36 protein-coding genes and 2 pseudogenes are annotated in these 25,648 nt (G+C 70.4%); all 38 read right to left on the minus strand.

Going from position 1 to position 25,648, the window contains the following annotated elements:
* Positions 1-64 precede the first annotated feature (64 nt).
* Positions 65-1,888 (minus strand): glutamine--fructose-6-phosphate transaminase (isomerizing), encoded by a 1,824-nt coding sequence (glmS, locus tag VFJ21_08250; protein ID HET7407108.1) that lies wholly within the window; start codon positions 1,886-1,888, stop codon positions 65-67.
* Between the two features lie 32 nt (positions 1,889-1,920).
* A complete protein-coding gene (glmM, locus tag VFJ21_08255) occupies positions 1,921-3,249 on the minus strand; it encodes a phosphoglucosamine mutase (protein ID HET7407109.1) in 1,329 nt (442 codons plus the stop codon).
* A gap of 4 nt (positions 3,250-3,253) precedes the next feature.
* Positions 3,254-3,808, minus strand: coding sequence for a 30S ribosomal protein S9 (gene rpsI, locus VFJ21_08260; protein HET7407110.1), 555 nt, complete (start codon positions 3,806-3,808; stop codon positions 3,254-3,256).
* Between the two features lie 34 nt (positions 3,809-3,842).
* A complete protein-coding gene (rplM, locus tag VFJ21_08265) occupies positions 3,843-4,286 on the minus strand; it encodes a 50S ribosomal protein L13 (GenBank protein HET7407111.1) in 444 nt (147 codons plus the stop codon).
* Between the two features lie 110 nt (positions 4,287-4,396).
* Positions 4,397-5,179, minus strand: a complete 783-nt coding sequence (gene truA, locus VFJ21_08270) for a tRNA pseudouridine(38-40) synthase TruA (protein ID HET7407112.1) — start codon at positions 5,177-5,179, stop codon at positions 4,397-4,399.
* 4 nt (positions 5,180-5,183) lie between these two features.
* Positions 5,184-5,996 (minus strand): 50S ribosomal protein L17, encoded by an 813-nt coding sequence (gene rplQ / locus VFJ21_08275; GenBank protein ID HET7407113.1) that lies wholly within the window; start codon positions 5,994-5,996, stop codon positions 5,184-5,186.
* A 51-nt stretch (positions 5,997-6,047) separates the two neighbouring features.
* Complete coding sequence (locus tag VFJ21_08280; protein HET7407114.1) at positions 6,048-7,076, minus strand: DNA-directed RNA polymerase subunit alpha; 1,029 nt, start codon at positions 7,074-7,076, stop codon at positions 6,048-6,050.
* 66 nt (positions 7,077-7,142) lie between these two features.
* Positions 7,143-7,769: a 30S ribosomal protein S4 gene (gene rpsD, locus VFJ21_08285; protein HET7407115.1), complete on the minus strand. Its 627-nt coding sequence runs from the start codon at positions 7,767-7,769 to the stop codon at positions 7,143-7,145.
* A gap of 65 nt (positions 7,770-7,834) precedes the next feature.
* The gene (gene rpsK / locus VFJ21_08290; GenBank protein HET7407116.1) at positions 7,835-8,239 is read right to left on the minus strand and encodes a 30S ribosomal protein S11; all 405 of its coding nucleotides are present in this window, start codon (positions 8,237-8,239) and stop codon (positions 7,835-7,837) included.
* A gap of 60 nt (positions 8,240-8,299) precedes the next feature.
* A complete protein-coding gene (rpsM, locus tag VFJ21_08295) occupies positions 8,300-8,680 on the minus strand; it encodes a 30S ribosomal protein S13 (GenBank protein HET7407117.1) in 381 nt (126 codons plus the stop codon).
* Positions 8,681-8,800: 120 nt separating this feature from the next.
* Positions 8,801-8,914, minus strand: coding sequence for a 50S ribosomal protein L36 (rpmJ, locus tag VFJ21_08300; GenBank protein HET7407118.1), 114 nt, complete (start codon positions 8,912-8,914; stop codon positions 8,801-8,803).
* Between the two features lie 52 nt (positions 8,915-8,966).
* Positions 8,967-9,188, minus strand: coding sequence for a translation initiation factor IF-1 (infA, locus tag VFJ21_08305; protein ID HET7407119.1), 222 nt, complete (start codon positions 9,186-9,188; stop codon positions 8,967-8,969).
* Positions 9,189-9,328: 140 nt separating this feature from the next.
* Positions 9,329-10,153 carry a type I methionyl aminopeptidase gene (gene map / locus VFJ21_08310; GenBank protein HET7407120.1) on the minus strand — a complete coding sequence of 275 codons (825 nt, stop codon included), beginning with the start codon at positions 10,151-10,153 and terminating at the stop codon, positions 9,329-9,331.
* A 31-nt stretch (positions 10,154-10,184) separates the two neighbouring features.
* A complete protein-coding gene (locus VFJ21_08315) occupies positions 10,185-10,838 on the minus strand; it encodes an adenylate kinase (GenBank protein HET7407121.1) in 654 nt (217 codons plus the stop codon).
* 16 nt (positions 10,839-10,854) lie between these two features.
* On the minus strand, positions 10,855-12,150 hold the full coding sequence (gene secY, locus VFJ21_08320) for a preprotein translocase subunit SecY (protein HET7407122.1): 1,296 nt from the start codon (positions 12,148-12,150) through the stop codon (positions 10,855-10,857).
* Between the two features lie 160 nt (positions 12,151-12,310).
* Positions 12,311-12,751 carry a 50S ribosomal protein L15 gene (rplO, locus tag VFJ21_08325; GenBank protein HET7407123.1) on the minus strand — a complete coding sequence of 147 codons (441 nt, stop codon included), beginning with the start codon at positions 12,749-12,751 and terminating at the stop codon, positions 12,311-12,313.
* A gap of 1 nt (position 12,752) precedes the next feature.
* Positions 12,753-12,935, minus strand: coding sequence for a 50S ribosomal protein L30 (gene rpmD, locus VFJ21_08330; protein ID HET7407124.1), 183 nt, complete (start codon positions 12,933-12,935; stop codon positions 12,753-12,755).
* Positions 12,935-13,531, minus strand: a complete 597-nt coding sequence (gene rpsE, locus VFJ21_08335; GenBank protein HET7407125.1) for a 30S ribosomal protein S5 — start codon at positions 13,529-13,531, stop codon at positions 12,935-12,937. The genes rpmD and rpsE overlap by 1 nt, the downstream gene beginning before the upstream one ends.
* A 46-nt stretch (positions 13,532-13,577) precedes the next feature.
* Positions 13,578-13,961: a 50S ribosomal protein L18 gene (gene rplR / locus VFJ21_08340; GenBank protein ID HET7407126.1), complete on the minus strand. Its 384-nt coding sequence runs from the start codon at positions 13,959-13,961 to the stop codon at positions 13,578-13,580.
* The gene (gene rplF, locus VFJ21_08345) at positions 13,961-14,497 is read right to left on the minus strand and encodes a 50S ribosomal protein L6 (GenBank protein ID HET7407127.1); all 537 of its coding nucleotides are present in this window, start codon (positions 14,495-14,497) and stop codon (positions 13,961-13,963) included. The genes rplR and rplF overlap by 1 nt, the downstream gene beginning before the upstream one ends.
* Before the next feature lie 15 nt (positions 14,498-14,512).
* Positions 14,513-14,917, minus strand: coding sequence for a 30S ribosomal protein S8 (gene rpsH / locus VFJ21_08350; protein HET7407128.1), 405 nt, complete (start codon positions 14,915-14,917; stop codon positions 14,513-14,515).
* Between the two features lie 64 nt (positions 14,918-14,981).
* Positions 14,982-15,167 carry a type Z 30S ribosomal protein S14 gene (locus VFJ21_08355; protein HET7407129.1) on the minus strand — a complete coding sequence of 62 codons (186 nt, stop codon included), beginning with the start codon at positions 15,165-15,167 and terminating at the stop codon, positions 14,982-14,984.
* 5 nt (positions 15,168-15,172) lie between these two features.
* Positions 15,173-15,739 (minus strand): 50S ribosomal protein L5, encoded by a 567-nt coding sequence (rplE, locus tag VFJ21_08360; GenBank protein ID HET7407130.1) that lies wholly within the window; start codon positions 15,737-15,739, stop codon positions 15,173-15,175.
* A 31-nt stretch (positions 15,740-15,770) separates the two neighbouring features.
* The gene (gene rplX, locus VFJ21_08365; GenBank protein HET7407131.1) at positions 15,771-16,088 is read right to left on the minus strand and encodes a 50S ribosomal protein L24; all 318 of its coding nucleotides are present in this window, start codon (positions 16,086-16,088) and stop codon (positions 15,771-15,773) included.
* 26 nt (positions 16,089-16,114) lie between these two features.
* Positions 16,115-16,483, minus strand: a complete 369-nt coding sequence (rplN, locus tag VFJ21_08370; protein HET7407132.1) for a 50S ribosomal protein L14 — start codon at positions 16,481-16,483, stop codon at positions 16,115-16,117.
* A gap of 52 nt (positions 16,484-16,535) precedes the next feature.
* A complete protein-coding gene (rpsQ, locus tag VFJ21_08375; GenBank protein ID HET7407133.1) occupies positions 16,536-16,817 on the minus strand; it encodes a 30S ribosomal protein S17 in 282 nt (93 codons plus the stop codon).
* 14 nt (positions 16,818-16,831) lie between these two features.
* A complete protein-coding gene (rpmC, locus tag VFJ21_08380; GenBank protein ID HET7407134.1) occupies positions 16,832-17,068 on the minus strand; it encodes a 50S ribosomal protein L29 in 237 nt (78 codons plus the stop codon).
* Positions 17,068-17,487, minus strand: a complete 420-nt coding sequence (gene rplP, locus VFJ21_08385) for a 50S ribosomal protein L16 (GenBank protein ID HET7407135.1) — start codon at positions 17,485-17,487, stop codon at positions 17,068-17,070. The genes rpmC and rplP overlap by 1 nt, the downstream gene beginning before the upstream one ends.
* 252 nt (positions 17,488-17,739) lie before the next feature.
* Positions 17,740-18,357, minus strand: a pseudogene (rpsC, locus tag VFJ21_08390) (30S ribosomal protein S3).
* On the minus strand, positions 18,357-18,770 hold the full coding sequence (rplV, locus tag VFJ21_08395; protein HET7407136.1) for a 50S ribosomal protein L22: 414 nt from the start codon (positions 18,768-18,770) through the stop codon (positions 18,357-18,359). The pseudogene rpsC and the gene rplV overlap by 1 nt, the downstream one beginning before the upstream one ends.
* Positions 18,763-19,044 (minus strand): 30S ribosomal protein S19, encoded by a 282-nt coding sequence (gene rpsS, locus VFJ21_08400; GenBank protein HET7407137.1) that lies wholly within the window; start codon positions 19,042-19,044, stop codon positions 18,763-18,765. The genes rplV and rpsS overlap by 8 nt, the downstream gene beginning before the upstream one ends.
* 11 nt (positions 19,045-19,055) lie before the next feature.
* Positions 19,056-19,892, minus strand: a complete 837-nt coding sequence (gene rplB, locus VFJ21_08405; protein ID HET7407138.1) for a 50S ribosomal protein L2 — start codon at positions 19,890-19,892, stop codon at positions 19,056-19,058.
* A gap of 30 nt (positions 19,893-19,922) precedes the next feature.
* On the minus strand, positions 19,923-20,219 hold the full coding sequence (gene rplW / locus VFJ21_08410; protein HET7407139.1) for a 50S ribosomal protein L23: 297 nt from the start codon (positions 20,217-20,219) through the stop codon (positions 19,923-19,925).
* A gap of 314 nt (positions 20,220-20,533) precedes the next feature.
* Positions 20,534-21,154: pseudogene (rplD, locus tag VFJ21_08415) on the minus strand (50S ribosomal protein L4).
* The gene (gene rplC, locus VFJ21_08420) at positions 21,151-21,822 is read right to left on the minus strand and encodes a 50S ribosomal protein L3 (protein ID HET7407140.1); all 672 of its coding nucleotides are present in this window, start codon (positions 21,820-21,822) and stop codon (positions 21,151-21,153) included. The pseudogene rplD and the gene rplC overlap by 4 nt, the downstream one beginning before the upstream one ends.
* Positions 21,823-21,835: 13 nt before the next feature.
* Positions 21,836-22,144 (minus strand): 30S ribosomal protein S10, encoded by a 309-nt coding sequence (gene rpsJ, locus VFJ21_08425; protein HET7407141.1) that lies wholly within the window; start codon positions 22,142-22,144, stop codon positions 21,836-21,838.
* Between the two features lie 88 nt (positions 22,145-22,232).
* Entirely contained in the window at positions 22,233-23,426 is a 1,194-nt protein-coding gene (gene tuf / locus VFJ21_08430; protein HET7407142.1) for an elongation factor Tu, read from the minus strand.
* Positions 23,427-23,512: 86 nt separating this feature from the next.
* Positions 23,513-25,621, minus strand: a complete 2,109-nt coding sequence (gene fusA, locus VFJ21_08435) for an elongation factor G (protein HET7407143.1) — start codon at positions 25,619-25,621, stop codon at positions 23,513-23,515.
* Positions 25,622-25,648 lie beyond the last annotated feature (27 nt).

The raw sequence follows: 25,648 nt of genomic DNA on the forward strand, positions 1-25,648 counted from the left end.
CCCACACCGACGATCATCGGTCAGTCACCACGACCCTCGCGGCGGCCGGGTCGGCGAGCCGCGGTCACTCGACCGTGACGGACTTGGCGAGGTTGCGCGGCTGGTCGACGTCGAGGCCGCGGGCGATCGCGAACTCCGCGGCGAGCACCTGCATGGGCACCAGCGTGAGCAGCGGGGCCAGCAGCGACTTGGTGTCGGGGATCCGGATCAGGTGGTCGGCGTGCGGGGTCACGCTCTCGTCGCCGTCGGTGGCGATGACGATCGTGCGGGCGCCGCGCGCGCGGACCTCCTGGATGTTGGTGACCAGCTTGGCCGTGAGCGCGTGCCGGGGGGCGATGACGACGACCGGGGTGCCCTGCTCGACGAGCGCGATCGGCCCGTGCTTGATCTCCCCGGCGGGGAAGCCCTCGGCCGAGACGTAGGCCAGCTCCTTGAGCTTGAGCGCGCCCTCGAGCGCCATCGGGTAGCCGACGTGCCGGCCGATGAACAGCACCCGCTCGCTGTCGCTGATGTCGCGGGCCAGCTTGCGCACGGGGTCCATGCGGGTGAGGACCTCGCGGAGAAGGTCGGGGATGGTGGCGAGGTCGTGGTAGTGCGCGTGCACCTCGTCGGCGTCGCGGGTGCCGCGAACCTGGGCGAGGTGCAGGCCGACGAGGTACATGGCGGCGAGCTGCGTCATCACCGCCTTCGTGGAGGCGACCGCGATCTCGGGGCCGCCGCGGGTGAAGAACGCCGCGTCGCTCTCGCGGGCGATCGAGGAGCCGATCGTGTTGCTGACGGTCATGACCCAGGCGCGCTGCTGGCGGGCGTGCCGCACGGCCTCCAGCGTGTCGGCGGTCTCGCCGCTCTGGCTGATCGCGATGACGAGGGTGTTGCGGTGGACGACCGGGTCGCGGTAGCGGAACTCGCTGGCCATCTCGACCTGGGTGGGGATGCGGGTCCAGCGCTCGATGGCGTACTTGCCGACGAGCCCGGAGTGGTAGGCCGACCCGCAGCCGACGACGAACACCTGGTCGAAGCCGCGGATGTCCTCGTCGCTGATCGACAGCTCGTCGAGGTGCAGCCGCCCGTCGGCGCCCAACCGGCCGCCGATCGTCTCGCTGACGGCCTCCGGCTGCTCGTCGATCTCCTTGAGCATGAACGAGTCGTAGCCGGCCTTCTCCGCCGCCGCGGTGTCCCAGTCGACGTGGAAGCTCTCGCCGGGCACGTCGTTGCCGTCGAGGTCGGTGACGCGTACGCCGTCGCGGCGCAGCTCGACCACCTGGTCCTGGTCGAGCGCCCGGGCCTCGCGGGTGTGCGAGATGAACGCCGTGACGTCGCTGGCAAGGAACTGCTCGCCGTCGCCCAGGCCCACGACGAGGGGCAGGTTGCGGCGCGCGCCGACGACGAGGTCGGGGTGCTCGCGGTGCAGGACCACCAGCACGAACGACCCCTCGAGCAGCCGGCACACGCTGCGCACGGCGGCCGGCAGGTCGCCGTCGTAGGCCTCCTCGAGCAGGTGGGCGACCGCCTCGGTGTCGGTGTCGCTGGTCAGCCGGTGCCCGCGGGCCTCGACCCCGTCGCGCAGCTCGACGAAGTTCTCGATCGTGCCGTTGTGCACCACCGCGATGGCGCCCGTGCAGTCGACGTGCGGGTGGGCGTTGCGGTCGGTCGGCGCGCCGTGGGTGGCCCAACGGGTGTGGCCGATGCCGGTCGTCCCGGCCAGCTCGCGACCGTCGAGCGTCGTCTCGAGGTTGGCGAGCTTGCCCGCCTTGCGCACGACGGCGATGTCACCGTCGAGGATCGCGACCCCGGCGGAGTCGTAGCCGCGGTACTCCAGCCGCCGCAGCCCCTCCATGACGGCACCGAGTGCCTGCTGCTGCCCGACGTAGCCGACGATCCCGCACACGGCGTCGAGGGTATTCCAGCGGGGCGGCGGCGCTAGTCCGCGAGCGCGGCGGCGAGCCGGTCCGCCGCCTGCTGCGCTTCCTGCTCGGTGGGCGCCTCGACCATGACCCGCACGACCGGCTCCGTGCCGCTCGGGCGGACCAGGACCCGACCGTTGTCGCCCAGCTGGCGTTCGACCGCTGCCTTCGCGGCAGCGAGTCCGGACGCGCCCATGGCGGCCGTCTTGTCCGCGACTCGCACGTTGACCAGCACCTGCGGCAGCCGGGACATGACGGCGACGAGCTCTGCCAGCGGGCGGCCGGTCGCGGCCACGCGGGACATCAGCTGCAGCGCCGTGAGCGACCCGTCGCCGGTGGTGGCGTGGTCGAGGAACACCACGTGCCCCGACTGCTCGCCACCGAGCAGGTAGCCGCCGGCCCGCATGGCCTCGAGCACGTAGCGGTCACCGACCGCCGTCTCGACGACCTCGATGCCGTGCGCGGCCATCGCCCGGTGGAAGCCGAGGTTGGTCATGACCGTGGTGACGACCGTGCCGCGGGCGAGCCGACCCTGCTCGTGCAGGGCCAGCGCGAGCACCGCCAGGATCTCGTCGCCGTCGATGATCCTGCCGTCGGCGGCGACCGCGATGCAGCGGTCGGCGTCGCCGTCGAGGGCCACGCCCGCGTCGGCACCGTGCGCCCGGACGGCTTCGACGAGCCGCTCGGGGTGCGTCGAGCCCACCCCGGCGTTGATGTTCAGGCCGTCCGGTTCGGCGGCGATCGCGACGACCTCGGCGCCGGCGGCGCGCAGCGCGTCCGGCGCCGCGTCGTAGGCCGCGCCGTGGGCGCAGTCGACGACGACCCGCAGGCCGTGCAGCGACGCGGGGAGCGTGCCGACGAGGTGGGCCACGTAGCGCGCGACGGCGTCGTGGGCGGTACGCACCCGGCCGACCGCGGCACCGGTGGGCCGCGACCACGGCTGCCGGAGGTGGGCTTCGATCTCGTCCTCGACTGCGTCGGCGAGCTTGAAGCCGCCCGCGTCGAAGAACTTGATCCCGTTGTCGGGCATCGGGTTGTGACTGGCCGAGATCATCACGCCGGCGGCCGCGCCCCACACCGTCGTCAGGTGGGCGACGGCCGGCGTCGGCACGACACCGAGGCGTACGACGTCGACGCCGGCACTCGCCAGGCCCGCGACGACCGTGGCTTCGAGGAACTCACCCGACGCCCGGGTGTCGCGGCCGACGACCACGGTCGGCCTCGCGTCGCCCGAACGCTCGACCAGGACGTGGGCGGCTGCGACGGCCAGGTCGAGCGCGAGCTCGGCGGTCAGGTCGGCATTGGCGACGCCGCGAACCCCGTCGGTGCCGAACAGTCGGCCCAAGCCGCTACCGCTTGGAGTACTGGGGCGCCTTGCGGGCCTTCTTGAGGCCGTACTTCTTGCGCTCCTTCTCCCGGGCGTCGCGGGTGAGGAAGCCGGCCTTCTTCAGGGTGGGCCGGTTGTCGGCGTCGGCGTCGGTGAGGGCGCGCGCGATGCCCAGGCGCAGAGCCCCGGCCTGCCCGGACACGCCGCCCCCGTCGATGCGGGCGACGACGTCCCAGCCGTCCTCCTGCTCGATCGAGCGGAACGGCTCGGTGACGATCTGCTGGTGGACCTTGTTCGGGAAGTAGTCGACCAGGGGCCGGCCGTTGATCTTCCACTGGCCGGTGCCGGGCATGATGCGCACCCGCGCGACGGCCTCCTTGCGCCGGCCGGTCGCCGCCGCGGGGCCCGAGGGGACGGCGCGCGGCCGGGTGACGGTCTCGGACTCGGTGGAGAAGCCCGCGGCGGCGCCGGGCTGCTCGACCGGCTCGGGGGTGGCCGTCGGCGGGGTGCCGAGATCCTCGGCGCTCTGGATGGTCTCCGGCGCGGTCTCGGTACCGGTCAGGGGCTGGTCGCTCACGTGCGTCCTTCGGCTTGCGGGTGTCGGGCCGGCGCTACTGCGCGACCTGGTTGATCTCGTAGGGCACCGGCTTCTGCGCCTGGTGCGGGTGGTCCGGGCCGGCGTAGACCTTCAGCTTGGACAGCGTCTGGCGGCCGAGCGAGTTGTGCGGCAGCATGCCGCGGACCGCCCGCTCGATGGCCTGCTCCGGCCGCTTGGCCAGCAGCTCGTCGTAGGGCACCTTCTTCAGACCGCCCGGGTAGCCGGAGTGCCGGTAGGCGACCTTCTGCTCGCGCTTGTTGCCGGTCAGCGCTACCTTGCCCGCATTGATGATCACGACGAAGTCGCCGGTGTCGATGTGCGGTGCGAAGTAGGGCTTGTGCTTGCCCCGCAGCAACCGAGCGGTCTGGCTGGCCAGCCGGCCGAGCACTACGTCGGTGGCGTCGATGACGTGCCACTGGCGCTGGACGTCGGCAGACTTCGGGGTGTACGTGCGCACGGTGATGCCTTCGGTCGATCGGTGGGTTGCCGCGACTCAACGGGTCGCGAGCGCGCAGGAATCGACCCCGCGCACAACCTGGACAGGATAGCCGCGCCGCGCGGAGCCGGTCAAAGCCGCCGCCGACGAGTGCGCTCGGCCCGGGCCGCGAGCTCCTCGTCGGGCGGGTAGCGCACCGCGACCAGCGTCAGCCCGCGGGCGGGCGCGACGGTCACGGCCGGGTCGCGGGCACCCGCCGCGAGCACGGCAACCGGCCACTCGACCGGACGGCGACCCTCCCCCACGGCGACCAACGCGCCGACGAGCGCGCGGACCATGTTGTGGCAGAAGGCGTCGGCCTCCACGTCGACGAGGACGAGGCCACCGTCCCGGCGTACGTCGAGACGAAGCAGTGTGCGGACCGTCGTCGCGCCCTCGCGCCGGCGGCAGTACGCCGCGAAGTCGTGCTCCCCGAGCAGCGGCGCCGCCGCGACGGCCATCGCGGCCGCATCGAGCGGGCGCGGGTGGGCGACGGTGTCGTGGCGGCGCAGCGGGTCGGGCACCGCGTCGGTGAGCCGGTAGCGGTAAGCCCGCGACAGCGCGGAGAACCGCGCGTCGAAACCCGGCGGCGCGATGCCGGCCGCCGTGACGCGCACATCGGGGTCGAGCACTCCGAGCAGCCGCCGCTGCAGATCGTCGGGCACGGCGGCCAGGTCGGCGTGGGCGACCTGGCCGGTCGCGTGCACCCCGGCATCGGTGCGCCCGGCGACGGTCAGCGCCGCGGGTGCGGGCAGCCGCAGCACGGTGCCAAGGGCCTCCTCGAGGACGCCCTGCACGGTTCGCAGACCGGGCTGGCGGGCCCAGCCGGCGAACCCGCCGCCGTCGTAGGCGAGGTCGAGGCGGACGCGCGTCAGCCCGTCAGGAACGGTCGCCCTCGGCCTGGGACTCCTCGTCGGCCGTCGCGGTCTGCTCCTCGCCCGGACCCACCGCGGCGTCGCCTTCCACCGCGGGCGCGGCCTCGGTGACGACCTCGGTGTCGCCGCCCTCGGCGGGTACGGCGACCTGCTCGGCCGCCGACGCCTCGGCGGGCTCGACGTCGCCCTCGGCGGGGACCGGCGACTGGGCCGAACCGGTCTCCACACCCGCGGGCTCGGCGACCGCGTCCGGCGCGGCCGCCTCGCCGGCAACGGCGTCCTCGGCAGTCGCGTCCTCGCTCGCCGCTGCCTCGGCCTCGGCCGCCACGGCGGCCGCCGTCGCCGACGTCGACGCCAGGTCGGCCGCAGCCTCCGCGGTCGCGCCGGTCGGCGCGCGGCGACCACGGAACCGGGAGCCGCGGGCCCGCTCGGCCTCGCCGACCGCCTCCTGGGCGACCGTGCGGCCCTCGACCAGCTCGATCACCGCCATGTCGGCGTTGTCGCCCTTGCGCGGGCCGATCTTGGTGATGCGGGTGTAGCCGCCGGGACGCTCCGCGAAGCGCGGGCCGATCTCGGCGAACAGCTGGTGGATGACGCCGTTGTCGTGCAGCGTCTTGGCCACCTGCCGGCGGGCGTGCAGGTCGCCCCGCTTGGCGAAGGTGATCAGCCGCTCGGCAACCGGGCGCAGCCGCTTGGCCTTCGACACGGTCGTCGTGATGCGGCCGTGCTCGAACAGCGCGCCGGCCAGGTTGGCCAGCATCAGCCGCTCGTGCGCGGGGCTGCCGCCGAGGCGGGGGCCCTTCGTAGGCGTGGGCATGAGCTCGGTCTCCTCAGACGATCACAGTGCTCGATCGAGCAACGTGCTGCGTTAGTACTGCTCGGTCTCTTCGTAGCCGGTGGCCTCGTCGCCGTAGTCGTCGGAACCGTAGGTGCCGACGACCGTGCTCGGGTCGAACCCGGGCGGGCTGTCCTTGAGCGCGAGGCCCATGCCGGCCAGCTTGGCCTTGACCTCGTCGATCGACTTGGCGCCGAAGTTGCGGATGTCGAGCAGGTCGGCCTCGCTGCGGCTGACCAGCTCGCCCACCGTGTGGATGCCCTCGCGCTTCAGGCAGTTGTAGGAGCGGACCGTCAGGTCGAGCTCCTCGACCGGCAGCGCCAGGTCGGCGGCGAGCGCCGCATCGGTGGGCGACGGGCCGATGTCGATGCCCTCCGCGGTCTCGTCGAGCTCGCGGGCCAGCCCGAACAGCTCGACCAGGGTCTTGCCGGCGCTCGCGATGGCGGTGCGGGGCGTGGTCGACGGCTTGGTCTCGACGTCGACGATCAGGCGGTCGAAGTCGGTGCGCTGCTCGACGCGGGTCGCCTCGACCTTGTAGGTGACCTTGAGCACCGGCGAGTAGATCGAGTCGATCGGGATGCGGCCGATCTCCTGCCCGGGCTGCTTGTTCTGCGCGGCGGTCACGTAGCCGCGACCGCGCTCCACCGTGAACTCGATCTCGAGCTTGGCCTTGGCGTTGAGGGTCGCCAGACGAAGGTCGGGGTTGTGCACCTCGACACCGGCCGGCGGGGCGATGTCGGCCGCGGTCACCTCGCCGGGGCCCTGCTTGCGCAGGTACATCACCACCGGCTCGTCGAGCTCGCTGCTGACCACGAGCTCCTTGATGTTGAGGATCAGGTCGGTGACGTCGTCCTTGACGCCGGGCACCGTCGTGAACTCGTGCAGCACGCCGTCGATGCGGATGCTCGTGACGGCGGCGCCGGGGATCGACGACAGGAGGGTGCGGCGCAGGGAGTTGCCGAGGGTGTAGCCGAAACCCGGCTCGAGCGGCTCGATGACGAACCGCGACCGGGAGTCGCTGATCGGCTCTTCGGTGAGGGTGGGGCGCTGGGCGATGAGCAAGACGAACCTCTTCCGTCAGGGGCGAACCGCTATTTGAACGCCCTGGACTCCCGCGAGCGGGAGGGCTTACTTCGAGTAGAACTCGACGATCAACTGCTCCTGGACCGGCGTGTCGATGACCTGGCGGCTCGGGAGCGCGTGCACGAGGATCCGCATCCGGTTGCTGATGACCTCGAGCCAGGCCGGGACCGGTCGGGAGCCGGCCTCGGCGCGGGCGATGACGAACGGCGTCTGCTCGACGCTGCTCGGGCGCACCTCGACGATGTCGTTCTCGGCGACGAGGTAGCTCGGGATGTCGACCTTCTGGCCGTTGACGACGAAGTGGCCGTGCTTGACCAGCTGGCGGCCCATGTCGCGGCTGTGCGCGAAGCCCGCGCGGTAGACGACGTTGTCGAGGCGGCGCTCCAGCAGCTGCATGAGGTTCTCACCGGTCTTGCCCTGCCGCCGGTTGGCCTCTTCGTAGTAGCCGCGGAACTGCTTCTCGAGCACGCCGTAGATGCGCGCGCACTTCTGCTTCTCGCGCATCTGCAGGAGGTACTCGGAGTCCTTGGTGCGGCCCCGGCCGTGCTCACCCGGGGGGTAGGGACGGATCTCGATCGGGCACTTCGGGGACTCGCACTTGCTGCCCTTGAGGAACAGCTTCATCTTCTCGCGGCGGCACCTCTTGCAATCCGCCCCTGTATACCGAGCCATCTACTTTCTCTCTTTCGGGGACCCCGCCGCGTTTTCGAGCGCAGCGAGAAAACGTGGTGGGGTTGTCAAACCCGCCGCCGCTTGGGGGGGCGGCACCCGTTGTGAGGAACTGGCGTGACGTCCTGGATGGTGCCGACCTCGAGGCCGGCGGCCTGCAGGGAGCGGATCGCGGTCTCCCGCCCGGAGCCGGGGCCCTTCACGAAGACGTCGACCTTGCGCATGCCGTGCTCCTGCGCCTTGCGCGCGGCGGCCTCGGCGACCATCTGCGCCGCGTAGGGCGTGCTCTTGCGGGAGCCCTTGAAGCCGACGTGGCCGGAGCTCGCCCACGAGATCACGTTGCCCATCGGGTCGGTGATCGAGACGATCGTGTTGTTGAACGTGCTCTTGATGTGGGCGTGCCCGTGAGCGACGTTCTTCTTCTCCTTGCGGCGTACCTTCTTCGGTCCGGCCGCTCGGGTCTTCGGAGGCATCTCTCTCCTGCTGGGTTTCGGTAGGTGCTCTGCAGCTGAACTGCGTGTCCGGGGCGCGGACTACTTCTTGCCGACCTTCTTCTTGCCGGCGACGGTCTTGCGGGGACCCTTGCGGGTGCGCGCGTTGGTGTGGGTGCGCTGGCCGCGCACGGGCAGTCCCCGGCGGTGGCGGATGCCCTGGTAGCAGCCGATCTCGACCTTGCGCCGGATGTCGGCCGCAACCTCCCGGCGAAGGTCGCCCTCGACGCGGTAGTTGGCCTCGATCCAGTCGCGCAGCTTGATGACGTCGTCGTCGCTGAGGTCGCGGACGCGGACGTCGGGCGAGACGCCGGTCTGCTTCAACGTCTCGAGGGCGCGGCTGCGGCCGACGCCGTAGATGTAGGTGAGCGCGACCTCGAGCCGCTTCTCACGCGGGAGGTCGACGCCGACGAGTCGGGCCATCTGGGCGGTGCTCCTTCATGCTCGGAGGTCTGTCGCGTCACCGTCCCGACCCGCCCGGGTCAGGCCCCGGCCTCCGACCGGGGGTGAGGTGCGTGGTGCGCGTTGTCCGGGTTGTGGGCTTCAGCCCTGCCGCTGCTTGTGCCGCAGGTTGTCGCAGATCACCATGACGCGGCCGTGACGACGGATGACCTTGCACTTGTCACAGATCGGCTTGACGCTCGGCTTGACCTTCATCGTGTGCTGCTCCTCGGGAGGCGCCCGAGAAGACGCCCGATCAGTGCGGTGCTCACTTGTAGCGGTAGACGATCCGACCGCGGGACAGGTCGTAGGGGCTCAGCTCGACCACGACACGGTCCTCGGGAAGGATGCGGATGTAGTGCTGACGCATCTTGCCGCTGATGTGCGCCAAGACGCGGTGGCCGTTGGCGAGCTCGACCCGGAACATGGCATTCGGGAGCGGCTCGACGACGCGGCCCTCGATCTCGATGGCGCCTTCCTTCTTCGGCATGTCGTGCGGTTCCGTGCTCCTCGGTCGTGGGATCGTCTTGGTGGTGTCGGGCCGCGCGAACCCGGGCACGCCGGGCGTGCCTGGTCGCGGGCCAAAACGAAAGTCTACGTCATGCGGGCCGACGCGGCCAACCGGCCGGATCAGCCGGCCGCACGCTGTGCGGTGAGCCCGGCGAGCCGGTCCTTGCCGCCGTCGAGCGCCGTGAGCACCCACGGGCCCTCGTCGGTGAGCGTGAACGTGTGCTCGAAGTGGGCGCTGGCCGCCCCGTCGCGGGTCACGACCGTCCACTCGTCGGCGAGCAGCCGGGTGTAGCGGGCGCCGAGGTTGACCATGGGCTCGATCGCCAGCGCGAGGCCGCGCACGAGCTTGGGCCCGCGGCCGGGACCGCGGGGCGCGTAGTTGTAGACCTGCGGGTCCTGGTGCATCTCGGTGCCGATCCCGTGGCCGACGTACTCCTCGACGATGCCCCACGCGGCGCCCGTCGGGTGCGGCTGGCTGCGGATGTAGACCTCGATCGCGTGCGAGATGTCGGTGAGCCGGCCACCGAGACGGGCCGCGGCGATGCCCCGCCACAGCGACTCCTCGCAGACCCGGAGGAGCTCGAGCAGCTCGGGTGCAACCTGGCCGACCGGCACGGTCACGGCGGCGTCGCCGTGGTAGCCGTCGACGATCGCGCCGCAGTCGATCGACACCACGTCGCCCTCGCGCAGGACCCGCCCGCGGCTCGGGATCCCGTGCACGATCTCGTCGTTGATCGAGGTGCAGATGCAGGCGGGGAAGCCGCGGTAGCCCTTGAACGACGGCGTCGCCCCCTCGCCGCGGATCGCCTCCTCCGCGATCGCGTCGAGCTCACCGGTGCTGACCCCGGGGGCGACGGCGGCCTTGAGCTTGTCGAGCGTGCGGCCGACGACGAGGCCGGCTTCCCGCATCAGCGCGATCTCGGCGTCGGTCTTGATCTGGATCATCGGTTTGCGCCTTCTCGAGAACACCGTGGGGTCACCGGGAGTGCGGCCGCAACGCCGCCATCGCGCGGTCGGTGATGTCGTCGACAGGGCCGGTCGCGTCGATGCCCACCAGGATGCCGCGGGCCGCGTAGAACTCCACCAGCGGTGCGGTCTGCTCGTAGTAGACCTCCAACCGGTGCCGGATGGTCTCCTCCCGGTCGTCGTCGCGCTGGAACAGCTCGCTGCCGCACGCGTCGCAGATGCCCTCGACCGACGGCGGGTCGAAGTCGACGTGCCAGACGTGCGAGCAGCCACGGCAGGTACGCCGACCGGACAGGCGCCGCACGACCTCCTCGTCGTCGACGACGAGCTCGAGGACGACGTCGAGCCCAGTGCCCATGTCGAGGAGCATGTCCTCGAGGATCCGCGCCTGCGGCACGTTGCGGGGGAAGCCGTCGAGCAGGAAACCCTTGCGGGCGTCGTCCTCCGCCAGCCGGTCGCGGACCATCGCGACGGTCACCTCGTCGGGCACGAGGTCGCCCCGGTCCATGTACTCCTTCGCCCGGCGGCCGAGCTCGGTGCCCTGGCTGACGTTGGCCCGGAAGATGTCGCCGGTCGAGATCTTGGGCACCTGCAGATGGGCGGCAACGAACTCGGCCTGCGTGCCCTTGCCGGCACCGGGCGGCCCGACGAGGACGAGCCGCATCAGCGTTGCCCCAGCACTAGCGGAGGAAGCCCTCGTAGTTGCGCAGCATGAGCTGGCTCTCGATCTGTTTGGCCGTGTCGAGGCCGACACCGACCAAGATCATGATCGAGGTGCCGCCGAACGGGAAGACCTGGCCGTTGCCGAGGAACCCGAGCGCGATCATCGGCAGCACGGCGACCAGCCCGAGGTAGAGCGAGCCCGGAGCGGTGAGCCGGGAGAGCACGTAGTCGAGGTACTCGGCGGTCGACCGGCCCGGTCTGATGCCCGGGATGAAGCCGCCGTACTTCTTCATGTTGTCGGCGACCTCGACCGGGTTGAACGTGATCGCGACGTAGAAGTAGGTGAAGAACAACGTCAGCACCAGGTAGGTGAGGACGTAGGACGCGCTGTCACCGTGCGACAGCCACTTCTGCACGAAGCTGTTGAAGCTGTTGTTGTGCCAGACGCTCGCCGCGAGGCTCGGGAGATACATGAGGCTCGAGGCGAAGATGACCGGGATGACACCGGCCTGGTTGACCTTGAGCGGGATGTAGGTCGACGTGCCGCCGTACATCCGCCGGCCGATCATGCGTTTGGCGTACTGCACCGGGATGCGCCGCTGGCCCTGCTCCATGAAGACGATCGCCGTGACGATCGCGACACCGATGAGGATCACGATCGCGAAGACGAACCCACCGTTGGAGGCGAGGATCTGCTGCCCCTCGAACGGGAAGCGTGCCGCGATCGAGACGAAGATCAGCAGTGACATGCCGTTGCCGACGCCGCGGTCGGTGATCAGCTCGCCGAGCCACATGATGACCGCGGTGCCGGCCGTCATCGACAGCACGAGCGTGGTGATGCGGAAGATCGAGGTGTCGGGGATCAGCGTCTGCGGGCAGCTCACGCCCTGGAACAGCCGGCCGGTGCGGGCGAGCGCCACGATGCCGGTGGACTGCAGGATCGCCAGGGCAACCGTCAGGTAGCGGGTGTACTGCGTGAGCTTGGCCTGACCGCTCTGACCCTCCTCCTTGAGGCGCTCCAGCCGCGGGATGACCACGACGAGCAGCTGGATGATGATGCTCGCGGTGATGTAGGGCATGATCCCGAGCGCGAACACCGACAGCTGCAGCAGGGCGCCGCCGCTGAACAGGTTGACGAGCGTGTAGACGTTGCTGGTCTGCGCCTGGGTGAAGCAGGCGTGGACGGCCTTGAAGTCGACGCCCGGCGAGGGCACCACCGACCCCAGCCGGTAGATGCCGAGGATCGCGATCGTGAAGAGGATCTTTCGCCGCAGGTCGGGCGTGCGAAACGCCCGGGCGAAAACGCTGAGCACTGCGTCCTCCTGCGACGGTCAGCTAACGCGGTCCGGCACCAGCGGCCGGGCGAGAGGAGGCCGCCCCCACCCGGGCCGGCGGCCAGCGCAGGAGGGACCTGAAACGACGTTCAGACTCTAACAGCCGGCCCCGCCGAAGCGGGGCCGTCGCGGGAGACGCTCAGACCCCCGCGACGCTCCCGCCGGCAGCAGTGATCTTGTCCCGGGCGCTGGTCGAGACGGCGTGCACGCGCACCTGGAGCGCGACCGAGATCTCGCCGTCGCCGAGGATCTTCACCGGGTGGCCGCGACGGACCGCGCCCCGCGCCGCCAGCACGTCGGGGTCGACCTCGCCGCCCTCGGGGAAGAGCGCGGCGAGGCGCTCGACGTTGACGACTTGGTACTCGGTGCGGAACGGGTTCTTGAAGCCCTTGAGCTTCGGCACCCGCATGTGCAACGGCATCTGGCCGCCCTCGAACGCCGCGGAGACCTGGCCGCGGGCCTTGGTGCCCTTGGTGCCCCGGCCGGCGGTCTTGCCCTTGGAGCCCTCACCGCGGCCGACCCGCGTCTTGGCCTTGTGCGCGCCGGGGGCCGGGCGCAGATGGTGAACCTTGAGCGTCACGTCACTCCACCTCCTCGACGGTGACGAGGTGCGAGACCTTCGCCACCATCCCGCGGATCTCGGGGCGGTCTTCCTTGACGACGACGTCACGGATCCGCTTCAGCCCGAGCGAGCGCAGGCTCTCCCGCTGGGCGTGGTTGCCACCGATCGCCGAGCGGACCTGCTGGACCTTGAGCCGCGCCATCAGCCGCCCACCCCCGCGCGGGCGCGCAGCATCGCGGCCGGTGCGACGTCCTCGAGCGGCAGACCGCGCTTGGCGGCGATCTCCTCGGGACGGTGCAGGCCGCGCAGCGCGGTCACCGTGGCGTGGACGATGTTGATCGGGTTGGAGGACCCGAGCGACTTGCTGAGCACGTCGTGGATGCCGGCGCACTCGAGCACCGCTCGCACGGGGCCGCCGGCGATGACGCCGGTGCCGGGGCTCGCGGGCTTGAGCAGCACCACGCCGGCCGCCTCCTCGCCCTGCACCGGGTGCGGGATCGTGCCCTGGATGCGGGGGACGCGGAAGAAGTGCTTCTTGGCCTCTTCGACACCCTTCGCGATCGCGGCGGGCACCTCCTTAGCCTTGCCGTAGCCGACGCCGACCTGGCCGTCGCCGTCACCGACGACGACGAGCGCGGTGAAGCTGAACCGCCGGCCGCCCTTGACGACCTTGGCGACCCGGTTGATGGCGACGACGCGCTCGAGGTACGCCGTCTTCTCGGCCGCGGCGCCCCGGCCCTCGCGGCGGTCCCGCCGCTCGTTGCCGCCGGCGGAGCCGCGGCGCTGGGGTCCTGGCATCAGAGATTCCTTCCGTCACGTGCAGGAACGGTCGTGGTGTTGGGGATCAAAAGCTCAAGCCCCCTTCGCGAGCCGCGTCGGCGAGCGCCGCGATCCGACCGTGGTACTGGTAGCCCGCCCGGTCGAACACGACCGCGTCGACGCCGGCGGCCTTCGCCCGCTCGGCGACCAGGCGGCCGACCTCGCGGGCCTTGGCGCTCTTGTCACCGCTCGCGCCGCGCAGCGCGTCGTCGAGCGTGGACGCGTGCGCGAGCGTGCGGCCCTGCGCGTCGTCGATGACCGAGGCGTAGATGTGGCGCGCGGAGCGGAACACCGCGAGCCGGGGCCGCGCCGGCGTGCCGAAGACCCGCTTGCGCACGCGCAGGTGGCGGCGCAGTCGCATGAGCCGGCGCTGGTTGCCCCGGCGCGGGACGAGCGTGGTGGACGACATCACTTACCAGCCTTTCCGGCCTTGCGGCGGACGACCTCGCCCGCGTAGCGCACGCCCTTGCCCTTGTAGGGCTCCGGCTTGCGGATCGCCCGGATGTTGGCGGCCACCTGGCCGACCTGCTGCTTGTCGATGCCTTCGACGTGGAAGCGGGTCGGGGACTCGACGGTGAAGGTCACCCCGGGCGGGGCGGTGACCACGACCGGGTGGCTGAACCCGAGCGCGAACTCCAGGTCCGCGCCCCGGGCCTGCACGCGGTAACCGGTGCCGACGATCTCCAGCGTCTTGCGGTAGCCCTCGGTGACGCCGGTGACCATGTTCGCGACGAGCGTGCGCGACAGGCCGTGCAGGGCCTTGTTGGGCCCCTCGTCGTCGGGGCGGGTCAGCAGGATCGCGCCGTCGCCCTGCGCGACCGCGATCGGCGCGACCACCGTGTGGCTGAGGGTGCCCTTGGGCCCCTTCACGGTGAGGTCACTGCCGGCGATCGTCACCTCGACGCCGCTGGGCACGGGGACGGGCTGCTTGCCGATGCGAGACATGTCAGTCCTCCCTTCTCACCAGACGTAGGCGAGGACTTCCCCGCCCACGCCACGCTTGGCGGCCTGCTTGTCGGTCAGCAGTCCGGTCGAGGTCGAGATGATTGCCACACCGAGGCCGCCGAGCACCTTCGGCAGGTTGGTGGCCTTGGCGTAGACGCGCAGGCCGGGCTTGGAGATGCGGCGTACGCCGGCGATCGTGCGCTCCCGGTTGGGGCCGTACTTCAGCTCGATCACCAGGGACTTGCCCGGGTGGTCGACCGCGTCCTGCACGTTCCAGCCGGCGATGTAGCCCTCCTGCTGCAGGATCTCGGCGATGTGCACCTTGATCTTGGAGTGGGGCATCGCCACGCTCTCGTGGTAGGCGTGGTTGGCGTTGCGCAGACGCGTCAACATGTCTGCGATCGGGTCGGTCATCGTCATGTCGAGGCCCTCGGGCCTTTCTCGTCCCGGTTTCCCCGGCGGGGACCTGTGACGTCGGTGGGTGCTACCAGGAGCTCTTGGTGACGCCGGGCAGCTCGCCGGCGTGCGCCATCTGCCGCACGCAGATCCGGCACAGGCCGAACTTGCGGTAGACGGAGTGCGGCCGCCCGCAGCGCGAGCAACGGGTGTAGGCCCGCACCGCGAACTTCGGCTTGCGGGCGGCCTTTGCGATCAGTGCCTTCTTCGCCATCGTCCTCAGTCCCTGAAGGGGAAGCCGAGCGCCCGCAGCAGCGCGCGCCCCTCGTCGTCGGTCGTAGCGGTCGTCACGACCGTGATGTCCATGCCGCGGACGCGGTCGATGCTGTCCTGGTTGATCTCGTGGAACATCGACTGCTCGGTGAGGCCGAACGTGTAGTTGCCGCTGCCGTCGAACTGCTGGGCCGACAGGCCGCGGAAGTCACGGATGCGCGGCAGCGCGAGCGACAGCAGCCGGTCGAGGAACTCCCACATCCGGTCGCCGCGCAAGGTGACGTGGGCGCCGATCGGCATGCCCTCGCGCAGCTTGAACTGCGCGATCGACTTGCGGGCGCGCGCCACCGCCGGCCGCTGGCCAGTGATGACGGTGAGGTCGCGGACCGCACCCTCGATCAGCTTGGCGTCGCGGGCCGCGTCACCGACCCCCATGTTGACCTTGATCTTGGTGATCGTGGGGACCTGCATGACGTTGCGGAAGGAGAACTGCTCGCGCAGCGCGGGGACGACCTCGTCGCGGTAGCGGGCTTTGAGCCGCGGGACCGCACGGTCGGTGGTGGTGGCTGTCATCGTGGTTCCTCGGTTGTCCTTCGGGTGCCGCTCAGATGTCGCTGTCGCAGCGCTTGCAGACGCGGACCGTCCGGCCTTCGTCGTCCTTGCGGTGGCCGACCCGGGAAGCCTTGCCGCACCCCGGGCACACGACCATGACGTTGCTGGCGTGGATCGGCGCCTCCTGGGTGACGATCCCGCCGGACTGGGCGCCGCGCTGGTTGGTCGTCACCCGGGTGTGCTTCTTGACCCGGTTGACGCCCTCGACGATGACGCGGCCCTCCTTCGGCAGGGTCAGGATGACCTTGCCGGTCACGCCGCGGTCCTTGCCGGTGATGATCTGGACGGTGTCGCCCTTCTTGACGTGCAGCGTGGTGGCGGTCTGGGTGGCCATGGCTACAGCACCTCCGGCGCCAGCGAGATGATCCGCATGAAGCGCTTCTCCCGCAGCTCGCGGCCGACCGGGCCGAAGATGCGGGTGCCGCGCGGGTCGCCACCGTCGCGGATGATCACGGCGGCGTTCTCGTCGAAGCGGATGTAGGACCCGTCGGGGCGGCGGCGGGGCTTGACCGTGCGGACGACGACGGCCTTCACCACGTCGCCCTTCTTCACCCCCGCGCCGGGCAGCGCGTCCTTGACCGTGCCGACGATGATGTCGCCGATGCCGGCGTAACGGCGCCCCGAGCCGCCGAGCACCCGGATGCAGAGGATCTCCTTCGCACCGGTGTTGTCCGCCACGCGGAGTCGGGATTCTTGTTGAATCATTTCTGGGCCCCCGCGGCATTCCGAGCGGAGCGAGAGACTTCGTGGGGTGAGGTCACTTGGCCTTCTCCAGAATCTCGACCACGCGCCAGCGCTTGCTCGCCGACAGCGGCCGGGTCTCCATGAGCAGCACGCGGTCGCCGACGCCGCAGGCGTTGGCCTCGTCGTGCGCCTTCAGCCGGCTGGTGCGCCGCATGATCTTGCCGTAGAGGGCGTGCTGCACGCGGTCCTCGACGGCGACCACGACGGTCTTGTCCATCTTGTCGCTGACCACGAGGCCCTCGCGGGTCTTGCGGAACCCGCGGCCTTCGGTCGCGGCAGTGGTGGCGGTGCTCATCTCACTTCTCTCCGTCACGCCACATCACCGGCCGGCTCGGGCGCGGCGTAGATGCCGAGCTCGCGCTCACGCATGACCGTGTAGATGCGGGCGATGTCCCGGCGTACGACCTGCAGCCGGCGGTTGTTGTCGAGCTGCCCGGTGGCGCCCTGGAAGCGGAGGTTGAACAGCTCCTCCTTGGCCTCCCGCAGCCGGGTCACGAGGTCCTCGTCGACGAGAAGGCGCAGCTCGTTCGGATCGGTGCCTGCCATCAGCCCTCACCCACTTCACGCTTCACGATCCGGCACTTCATCGGCAGCTTGTGGATCGCGCGAGTCAGCGCGGCCCGGGCCACTGCCTCGTTGGGGTAGGCCAGCTCGAACATCACCCGGCCCGGCTTGACGTTGGCGATCCACCACTCCGGGGAGCCCTTGCCCGACCCCATCCGGGTCTCGGCCGGCTTCTTCGTCAGCGGGCGGTCGGGGTAGATGTTGATCCAGACCTTGCCGCCACGGCGGATGTGCCGGGTGATCGCGATACGGGCGGACTCGATCTGGCGGTTGGTGACGTAGGCCGGCTCGAGCGCCTGGATGCCGTACTCGCCGAACGCCACGGCGGTGCCGCCCTTGGCGCGCCCGCTGCGCTTCGGGTGGTGCTGCTTGCGGTGCTTGACCCGACGGGGGATCAACATCGGTCAGCCCTCCCCACCGGTGCTCGTGTCGGTCTGCGACGTCTCGACGTCGACGGGCGCGGTCGCCGGCTCGGCCTGGACGGGCGCGGTGCCGGTCGCGTCGGTGACGTCACCGGCGGCGACCTCCGGCGCCGGCGGAGCGACCTGCGCCGGCTCCTCGCGGCGGCGCGGTGCGGCGCTGCGCGGCGGGCGCTGGCGACCGGCGGCCCGGGCCTGCGCCTGCTCGGCGGCCCGCTCGAGCCGACCGGCGGTGACGTCGCCCTTGTAGATCCACACCTTGACGCCGATGCGGCCGAACGTCGTGCGTGCCTCGTAGAAGCCGAAGTCGATGTTGGCGCGCAGGGTGTGCAGGGGCACCCGGCCCTCGCGGTAGAACTCCGAGCGACTCATCTCGGCACCGCCCAGGCGGCCGGAGCACTGCACCCGGATGCCCTTCGCGCCGCCCTTGAGCGCACTCTGCATCGCCTTGCGCATCGCCCGGCGGAAGCTGACCCGGCTCGAGAGCTGCTCGGCCACGCCCTGCGCGACCAGCTGCGCGTCGATCTCGGGGTTCTTCACCTCGAGGATGTTCAGCTGCACCTGCTTGCCGGTGAGCTTCTCGAGGTCGCCGCGGATGCGGTCGGCCTCGGCGCCGCGGCGGCCGATGACGATGCCGGGCCGCGCGGTGTGGATGTCGACGCGGACGCGGTCACGGGTGCGCTCGATCTCGACCTTGCTGATGCCCGCGCGCTCCATGCCGCGGGTCATCATCCGGCGGATCGCCACGTCTTCCTTGACGTAGTCCTTGTACATCTTGTCGGCGTACCACCGGCTCTTGAAGTCGGTGCTGATGCCGAGGCGGAACCCGTGCGGGTTGACCTTCTGCCCCACTAGCGGGTCCTTCCCTTGCGACTGGACGGCTGGCCGGCCGCGGCGGCGGGCCGCGACTCGACGACGACCGTGATGTGGCTGGTGCGCTTGCGGATGCGGTAGGCGCGGCCCTGCGCCCGCGGCCGGAACCGCTTGAGCATCGGGCCCTCGTCGACGAAGGCCTCCGCGACGAACAACGTCTGCGGGTCGAGCCGGTTGTTGTGCTCGGCGTTGGCGACCGCGCTCGCGAGCACCTTGCCGACCGGCTCGCTCGCGGCCTGCGGGGCGAACTGGAGCACGGCGGCGGCCTCGGCGACCGGCAGGCCGCGGATCAGGTCGACGACCCGGCGGGCCTTCATCGGTGACATCCGCACGTAGCGGGCCACGGCCCGGGCCGAGGTCGCGTCCTCGAGCGCGAAGGTGGGCTCAGCCACGGCGCGACCTCCGTTCGTCCTTGACGTGCCCGCGGAACGTGCGCGTCGGGGCGAACTCGCCGAGCTTGTGGCCGACCATGCCCTCGGTGACGAACACCGGGACGTGCTTGCGACCGTCGTGGACGGCGATCGTGTGGCCGAGCATCGCGGGCACGACCATCGAGCGCCGCGACCACGTCTTGATGACGTTCTTGGTGCCCTTGTCGTTCTGGACCAGCACCTTCTTCATCAGGTGGTCGTCCACGAAAGGACCCTTCTTCACGCTGCGGGGCATCCCAATGGCTCCTAGCGCCTCTTGCTGGCGTAGCGACGGCGGACGATGAGACGGTCACTCGGCTTCTTGGCCTGACGGGTGCGGCCCTCGGGCTTGCCGGCCGGGTTGGTCGGGTGCCGACCACCGGACGTCTTGCCCTCGCCACCGCCGTGCGGGTGGTCGACGGGGTTCATGGCGACACCGCGGACGGTCGGGCGCTTGCCCTTCCACCGCATGCGGCCGGCCTTGCCCCAGTTGATGTTGGACTGCTCGGCGTTGCCGACCTCCCCGACCGTGGCGCGGCAGCGGACGTCGACGTTGCGGATCTCGCCCGAGGGCATCCGCAGCTGGGCGTAGGCGCCCTCCTTGGCGACGAGCTGGACGCTCGACCCCGCGGATCGCGCGATCTTCGCCCCGCCCCCGGGCCGCAGCTCGATGGCGTGGACGACCGTGCCGACCGGGATGTTGCGCAGGGGCAGGTTGTTGCCGGGCTTGATGTCAGCCGACGGGCCGGACTCGACACGGTCGCCCTGCGCGAGCCGGGCCGGGCAGACGATGTAGCGCTTCTCGCCGTCGGCGTAGTGCAGCAGGGCGATGCGCGCGGTGCGGTTGGGGTCGTACTCGATGTGCGCGACCTTGGCCGGCACGCCGTCCTTGTCCGCACGCCGGAAGTCGACGACCCGGTAGGCCCGCTTGTGCCCGCCGCCCTGGTGCCGGGTGGTGATCCGCCCGTGCACGTTGCGGCCGCCCTTGCTGTGCAGGGGGCGCACCAGCGACTTCTCCGGCTCACTGCGGGTGAGCTCGACGAAGTCGGCGACGCTCGCGCCACGCTGGCCCGGCGTGTTCGGCTTCAGCTTGCGGATGCCCATGTGTCTTCTCTCAGTCCCTGTCGGTGGCCGCTAAGCGACCGGACCACCGAAGATCTCGATGCGGTCGCCCTCGGCGAGCGTGACGATCGCGCGCTTGGTGTCCTTGCGCCGCCCCCACCCGGCCCGGGTGCGCTTGCGCTTGCCCTGGCGGTTGGCGGTGTTGACCCCGGTCACCTTGACGTTGAACACCTGCTCGACGGCGATCTTGATCTCCGTCTTGTTGGCGTCGGGCCGGACGATGAAGGTGTACTTGTTGTCGTCGAGCAGGCCGTAGCTCTTCTCGGAGATGACCGGCGACAGCAGCACGTCTCGGTGGTCGGCGATCACTGGTCGTCACCCGGCATCTCGTCGGCGAGCGCCTCGTTGGCCGGTTTGTCGGTCTCCTTGCCGCCGGCCTTCTCGAAGGCCTCCTCGGCGGCGCGGTCGGGGCTGGTCGTCTCGGCGACCTCGCGCGCCATCTCCTCGTCGCTGACGCCCTCGCCTGCGGGGCGGGTGACGCCGGCGCCAGTGGCCGGCTGCTCGCTCACGGTCTCCTCCTGCTGCGCCTGCTTGCCGCTGGTGCGGGTCGCGGCTTTCGTCTCGGACGCCGGCGCCAGGGTGCTCACCGCGTCGGCGAGGTCGTCGCCGCGCCGGCCGCTGGTCGGGCCGGCCACGAACTGCGCAAACGCACCCTCGGTGAACACGACGTCGTCGCTCACCAGCACGTCGTACGTGTTGAGCTGGTCCGGCGCGATGAGGTGCACCCGCTCGACGTTGCGCAGGCTCTTCCAGGTCACCTGGTCGTCGCGCTCGACCACGACCAGCACGTGCCGCCGGTCGGTCAGCCGCGCGAGGTGGGCGACCGCCGTCTTCGTCGAGGGGGCGTCGCTGTCGACAATGCCGGTGACCACGTGCAGCCGGCCGCCGCGAGCGCGGTCGGACAGGGCCCCACGCAGCGCCGCGGCCTTCATCTTCTTCGGCGTGCGCTGCTCGTAGCCGCGGGGCGTCGGCCCGTGGACCGTGCCACCGCCGGTGAACTGGGGCGCACGGATGGAGCCCTGCCGGGCCCGGCCGGTGCCCTTCTGCCGGTAGGGCTTGCGCCCGCCGCCGCGCACCTCGCCGCGGGTCTTGCTCGAGGCGTTGCCGCTCCTGGCCGCGGCCAGCTGGGCCACCACCACCTGGTGGATCAGCGGCACGTTGACCTGCACGTCGAAGATCTCTGCCGGCAGGTCGACAGTGCGTGCCAGGTCGCCGGAGGGCGACTGGACGTTGACGGTCGTCACTGCGAGGCCTCCATCTCGGGCAGGGGCTTCTTCGCCGCCGAGCGGACGAGCACGAGACCACCGGTGGGGCCGGGCACCGCGCCGCGCAGCAGGATCAAGCCCTGCTCCGCGTCGACGGACTGCACGGCGAGGTTCAGGGTCGTGGTGCGTACGCCGCCGTGCCGGCCGGCCATGCGGGTGCCCTTGAACACCCGCGAGGGCGTGGCGCAGGCGCCGATCGAGCCGGGCGAGCGGTGCTTGCGCTCGACGCCGTGACCGGCGCCCAGGCCGCGGAAGCCGTGCCGCTTCATGACACCCGCGAAGCCCTTGCCCTTGCTGGTGCCGATGACGTCGACGATCGTGCCCGGGGCGAACACCTCGGCGGTGATCTCCTGCCCCAGCGTGTAGGTCGCCGCGTCGAGCGTGCGGATCTCCACGACGTGGCGGCGCGGCGGCACGCCCGCCTTGCGGAAGTGTCCGGCGAGCGGCTTGTTGACCTTGCGCGGGTCGATCGCGCCGTAGGCGATCTGCACGGCGTGGTAACCATCGGTCGAGGGGGTGCGGACCTGGGTCACGACGCACGGCCCGGCCTTGACGACGGTGACCGGGACGAGGCGATGCTGCTCGTCCCAGACCTGCGTCATGCCGAGCTTCTCGCCCAGCACCGCTCGAATCGTTCTGTCAGCCATGGGTCAGCGGTCCCTACAACTTAATTTCGATGTCGACGCCAGCCGGCAGGTCGAGACGCATCAACGAGTCGACGGTCTTCGGCGTGGGGTCGAGGATGTCGATCAGCCGCTTGTGTGTGCGCATCTCGAAGTGCTCGCGCGAGTCCTTGTACTTGTGCGGCGAGCGGATGACGCAGTAGATGTTCTTCTCGGTCGGCAGCGGCACCGGGCCCGCGACCTGCGCGCCCGTCCGGGTCACCGTCTCGACGATCTTGCGCGCCGAGCTGTCGATGACCTCGTGGTCGTAGGCCTTGAGCCGGATGCGGATCTTCTGTCCCGCCATCTCGTCCTTCTTCGGTCGGTGCCAGTGCTGCTTCGGGGTGCTCACGCTGCGGCGGCCGGACCTGCTCGGCCCGGCCGCCGCAGGTGCGCTACTTGATGATCTTGATGACGCGCCCGGCGCCGACGGTGCGGCCGCCCTCGCGGATGGCGAAGCGCAGGCCCTCCTCCATGGCGATGGGCTGGATCAGCTCGACGCGCATCTCGGTGTTGTCACCAGGCATGACCATCTCCGTGCCCTCGGGCAGGTTGACGACCCCGGTGACGTCCGTGGTGCGGAAGTAGAACTGCGGCCGGTAGTTGTTGAAGAACGGCGTGTGCCGGCCGCCCTCGTCCTTGGACAGGATGTAGACCTGCGCCTCGAACTCCGTGTGCGGCGTGATCGAGCCCGGCTTGCACACGACCTGCCCGCGCTCAACCTCCTCGCGCTTGATGCCGCGCAGGAGCAGGCCGACGTTGTCGCCCGCCTGGCCCTGGTCGAGCAGCTTGCGGAACATCTCGACGCCGGTGACGGTGGTGCGCTGCGTCTCGGTCTTGATGCCGACGATCTCGACTTCCTCGTTGACGTTGACGACACCACGCTCGACGCGGCCGGTCACGACCGTGCCACGACCGGTGATCGTGAAGACGTCCTCGATCGGCATGAGGAACGGCTTCTCGATGTCGCGGACCGGCTCGGGGATGTTGGCGTCGCACGCGTCCATGAGCTCGACGATCGACTCGGCCCACTTCTCGTCGCCCTCGAGCGCCTTGAGCGCCGAGACGCGGACGACGGGGACGTCGTCGCCGGGGAACTCGTAGCTGGAGAGCAGCTCACGCACCTCGAGCTCGACCAACTCGAGGATCTCCTCGTCGTCGACGACGTCGGCCTTGTTCAGCGCGACCACGATGTAGGGCACGCCGACCTGGCGGGCGAGCAGCACGTGCTCCTTGGTCTGCGGCATCGGGCCGTCGGCGGCGGACACCACGAGGATCGCGCCGTCCATCTGCGCCGCGCCGGTGATCATGTTCTTGATGTAGTCGGCGTGACCCGGGCAGTCGACGTGGGCGTAGTGCCGGTTGTCGGTCTGGTACTCGACGTGGGCGATCGAGATCGTGATGCCGCGGGCCTTCTCCTCCGGCGCCTTGTCGATCTGGTCGAACGGCGTGAAGGGGTTGAGGTCCGGGTGCTTGTCGTGCAGGACCTTGGTGATGGCGGCCGTCAGCGTCGTCTTGCCATGGTCGATGTGACCGATGGTGCCGATGTTGACGTGCGGCTTGGTCCGCTCGAACTTGGCCTTCGCCACTGGTGTCCTCCTGGTGGACTGCTGTTCCGTGCGCCGGGCGCCGGCGGGTGGGACTGGGTCGTCGGGGTCGGGGGCTGTCGCCGGGCCTACTCGCCGTGGGCCTTGGCGACGATCTCCTTCGCGATGTTGGACGGGACCTCCGCGTAGGAGTGGAACTGCATGGAGTAGCTCGCCCGGCCCTGGGTGCGCGACCGCAGGTCGCCCACGTAGCCGAACATCTCCGCGAGCGGCACCAGGGCCCGGACGACGCGGGCGCCGGCCCGCTCCTCCATCGCCTGGATCTGGCCGCGCCGGGAGTTGAGGTCGCCGATCACGTCGCCCATGAAGTCCTCGGGCGTGGTGACCTCGACCGCCATGAGCGGTTCCATGATGACGGGGTCCGCCTGGCGAGCGGCCTGCTTGAACGCCATGGAGCCGGCGATCTTGAACGCGAGCTCGGACGAGTCGACCTCGTGGTAGGCGCCGTCCCGCAGCGTCACCTTGACGTCGACCATCGGGTAGCCGGCGAGCACGCCGAACTCCATCGCCTCCTGGCAGCCCGCGTCGACCGCCGGGATGTACTCGCGCGGGATGCGGCCGCCGGTGATGGCGTTGACGAACTCGTAGCCGCCGCCGCCGTCCTCGCCGTCGCCGTGGGTCGGCTCAACGTCGATGATCACGCGACCGAACTGGCCGGAGCCGCCGGTCTGCTTCTTGTGGGTGTACTCGACGCCGGTGACCTTCTTGCGGATGGTCTCGCGGTAGGCGACCTGCGGGCGGCCGACGTTGGCCTCGACCTTGAACTCGCGCTTCATCCGGTCGACGAGCACCTCGAGGTGCAGCTCGCCCATGCCGGAGATGACGGTCTGGCCGGTCTCCTCCTCGGTGCGCACCGTGAAGGTCGGGTCCTCCTCGGCGAGCCGCTGGATCGCGGTGCCGAGCTTCTCCTGGTCGGACTTCGTCTTCGGCTCGATCGCGACGTGGATGACCGGCGCCGGGAAGTTCATCGACTCGAGGATGATCGGCTTGCTCGGGTCGCAGAGGGTGTCGCCGGTGGTGGTGTCCTTGAGCCCCTGGACGGCGACGATCTGGCCGGCACCGCAACCCTCGCGCTCCTCGCGGTGGTTGGCGTGCATCTGGTAGATCTTGCCGATCCGCTCCTTCTTGTCCTTGGTCGAGTTGAGGACCTGGGACCCGGCGTGCAGGCGACCGGAGTAGACCCGGATGTAGGTGAGCTTGCCGAGGTGCTGGTCGCTCATGACCTTGAAGGCCAGGGCGGCGAACGGCGCGTCCTCGGAGGCCTCGCGCTCGATGATCTCGTCCTCGTTGCCCACGGTGTGGCCGGTGATCGCGGGCACGTCGAGCGGGCTCGGGAGGAACTCGACGATCGCGTCGAGCAGGGGCTGGACGCCCTTGTTCTTGAACGCCGTGCCGCACAGGACCGGGTTGATCTTGCCGGCGATCGTGGCGCGGCGGATGCCGGCGACGAGCGTCTCGTGGTCGGGCTCCTGCCCCTCGAGGTAGAGCTCCATGACCTCGTCGTCGTTCTCGGCGACGGTCTCGAGCAGCTTCTCGCGCCACTCGCGCGCGGCCTCGAGATGGTCGTCGGGGATGGAGACGACGTCGAAGGTGTCGCCCTTGCCCTCGGTCTGCCAGAGCAGGGCATTCATGTTGATCAGGTCGATGACGCCCTTGAAGTCGCTCTCGACGCCCCATGGCAGCTGCACGACCAGCGGGGTGGAGGCGAGCCGGGTGACGATCATCTCGACGCAGCGGTGGAACTCCGCACCGACGCGGTCCATCTTGTTGACGAAGCAGATGCGGGGGACGCCGTAACGGTCGGCCTGCCGCCACACGGTCTCGGACTGCGGCTCCACGCCGGCGACGCCGTCGAACACCGCGACCGCACCGTCGAGCACCCGCAGCGACCGCTCCACCTCGACCGTGAAGTCGACGTGGCCGGGCGTGTCGATGATGTTGATCGTGTGGTTCTTCCACTCGCACTTGGTCGCGGCGGACGTGATCGTGATGCCGCGCTCCTGCTCCTGCGGCATCCAGTCCATCGTCGCGGCACCCTCGTGCACCTCGCCGATCTTGTAGTTGACGCCGGTGTAGAAGAGGATGCGCTCGGTGGTCGTGGTCTTGCCCGCGTCGATGTGGGCCATGATCCCGATGTTGCGGACCTTGGCCAGGCTGGCTACGACGTCGGTCGTCACGGTTGCTTCGTCTCTCTCAGGTGTGTC

Source organism: Mycobacteriales bacterium, assembly GCA_035690485.1.
In the GTDB taxonomy this organism is placed as follows: Bacteria; Actinomycetota; Actinomycetes; order JAFAQI01; family DASSKL01; genus DASSKL01.